Source organism: Mesorhizobium sp. M0663 (assembly GCF_040320585.1).
GTDB lineage: Bacteria > Pseudomonadota > Alphaproteobacteria > Rhizobiales > Rhizobiaceae > Mesorhizobium.
The window spans coordinates 1-2,578 of the sequence record NZ_JAMYPX010000088.1 but is presented as its reverse complement, the minus strand read 5'-3'; the positions used below and the strand labels follow the sequence as shown (position 1 = coordinate 2,578).

2 protein-coding genes are annotated in these 2,578 nt (G+C 61.6%); both read right to left on the bottom strand.

Annotated features, from left to right (window positions below; all coding sequences use genetic code 11):
- Window positions 1-34: 34 nt before the first annotated feature.
- Window positions 35-2,104 carry a recombinase family protein gene (locus NKI54_RS36145; protein WP_352638584.1) on the bottom strand — a complete coding sequence of 690 codons (2,070 nt, stop codon included), beginning with the start codon at window positions 2,102-2,104 and terminating at the stop codon, window positions 35-37.
- A partial coding sequence (locus NKI54_RS36140) for a hypothetical protein (protein WP_352694614.1) occupies window positions 2,101-2,578 on the bottom strand: 478 nt, incomplete at its 5' end. The genes NKI54_RS36140 and NKI54_RS36145, both read right to left, overlap by 4 nt.

Genomic DNA, 2,578 nt, shown 5'->3' with positions numbered 1-2,578 from the left:
CCCGATCCCACGACATAATGCACACCTCGCTATGTTATTGAAAAAGCTGGATCTGCTGATCCTGTGATTGTGATAATGGACTGTGTCCGCTCCTGCCGGAATGGTGCTGGATATCGAGTTGCTCGATATCTTCATGACGGATGATCCAGGGCGTACCCTTGCAATACTGCTCGGCCTTCAGATCGCCGGCGCGGATCATGCGCAGCACGGTCATTGGCCGCAGGCCGAGCTTCGCAGCCGTTTCCTGCAATGTATACTCGCCGCGCTCCGACCGTTCGTCCTTTTTGTAGACGGCGATGTCGTGCTGGTTGCGGAAAGTGCAGACACGGGACTGCGTCCATCCGTTCAGACGACCCGTGGTTTTGCCGAGCCGGTTGAGAAGCGATGCGATCGCTCTATCCGGCAATTGGCGTGCCAGGGCACGGATCAGGTCCTCGATGTCCGGCGGGGCACCCCAACGGTGATGGCCTGCCTTGTTCTTCCTGACCGAAAGCGCGGTATGGTCGCCGCCCTGCCAATGCACCAGCATTTTGATGTGGTCGTCTTCGATGGCGACGACAATCTCGCGGATCACGGCACGGATGATCCGCTTGCGCGTGGTGGCGGTGGCGTTGGCATGATGCCATGCCAGTTCGAGATCGGCGCCCATGCGCAGCAGGCTCCGCCGTTCCTCTTCTCCCAGAGCCTCAGGCTTGTGGCGGTCGAGCGCGTCAAGCTCGTCCTGACGCTCGCGGACGGCTACGAGCGCGGCATTCCAGCGTCGCTCCAGTTCGCCTGCTACAAGCCGGTTGTCCGGGTCGACGGCGTCATACTGGCGGCGTGCATGGGCGGCTTCATAACGTGCCTGCTCGAGTGCGAGCTCCACATGGCGCCGCTTCTCTCCAGCCTGCACGGTGGAGGTCTCGATGGCCTTGATCGCCGCTTCCATGCCGAGCGGTTGAAGGCGTTGAAGAACCTCCGCGCTGACCGCCTGATCGACCCGCAACGATCCGAAGCCGATGCACGGGTCGGTTCCGTGGTTGACCTGCGCTCCGCGGCAATGATAGCGCCCCGTATTGCCGTTGCTGCCGGAATAGGAGACATGCAGCTTGCGGCCGCAATGGCCGCAGCGCAAGAGACCGCCGAGCAGCAACTCGCCCCGGCGAAGAGCACCGCGCGGCACCAGGCCTTTGCTTGTGGCATTGTCCGTGATCAGGCGCTGATTCCTCTCAAAATCGTGCCAGCTCAGGTAACCTTCGTGATGGTCGATGAGCAAGACCTCCCAGTCGGCGCGATCGCGCCTGATCCCACGCAAAATCCGTTTGCGTCCGGCCTCTATGGTGACTTTGCTGCAGGTTCGCCCGAACGCATAGGCGCCGGCGTAGATCGGGTTGGTGAGAATGTGGTGCACCGTATTGTAGACGGGCAGCTTCCAGACGATCGCCCTGTCCGCCGCGCGCGTGTAATTTACGGCAGGGAGCATAATGCCCTCGCGGCGCAACCACAGATGCACCTGCCGGATGCTCTGCAGTTCGTCGAAACGCCGGAATACAAGATCGATCGCCTCGCGGATCCGCAGGTCCGGGTCTTTCTCGACCCGGTTCCGGCCCGACTTGACGTAACCGATCGCCACCGTCAGGAAAAGTTCGCCCCGTCGTGCCTTCTGCTTCAGGGCTTCGATCGAGCGGGCCCGCAGGATCGAAAGCTCCAGTTCGCTCATCGTGCCCTTCATGCCGAGCAGCAGCCTGTCGTTGGGATGACGCGGTTCGTAGATGCCGTCCTCATCGATGATGAGCGTTCCGACAAGGCCGCAAAACTCGATGAGCGTATGCCAGTCCCGGCCATTGCGGGCCAGCCGGGAGGCTTCAATGGCGAGGACCGCACCAACCCGACCTTCGCAGATCGCCGCCAGAAGCTTCTCAAAGCCCGGACGGCTGATGCCAGACCCTGAACGACCGAGATCTTCATCAATGACGATGGCGTCTTTCCAGCCAAGAGACCGCGCTCGCTCGGCAAGGCCATATTGGCGTCGCCGGCTCTCGGGATTGTTGACGAGTTGATCGGCCGTCGACTGCCGGACATAGACATAGGCACCGCGCGCGAGATGTTCAGCGGTGATCTTCATGATCTGCCTCCCGTCCCGTCTGGCTCACCACCGCTTCCCTCAGCAAGGTCTCGATCAGCGGGAGGGTGCGTTCCCGGACTTCGCCTGGAAGACTCGATGGCGGAGCCTTCTTGGAAAACAGGTCTGGCTGGTCGGTTCGGCATTGCCTGCGCTGCATGGTCGTCTCCTGGCTGGCGTGAGTCGCTCTGCAGAAAACGTAGACATGCATCGACCTCGCGGCGCAGGTCGCGCAGGCATGAAAGGGGAAAACGGGGCGCCTCGCGAACCGCCATCGTCAGGGCGATCTCTTCCGTCATCCAGATCGGAATCAGCGCCAGGCTGCCATCCGGTTGTCGCCCGACATAGGCCGGCTCACCGCAATAACGCTGACGGCCTGTGACGAAAATCTCCCCGCCCGAACGTGGATGAAAGGCGTAACGGACAATCTTCTTTGCCTCGCCATCCTGATAACGGGCATTATGAGCCCAGTCCGAC

Coding starts and splice junctions, on each gene's coding strand:
- NKI54_RS36145 (WP_352638584.1), bottom strand. CDS start 2,104: ATGAAGATCACCGCTGAACATCTCGCGCGCGGTGCCTATGTCTATGTC.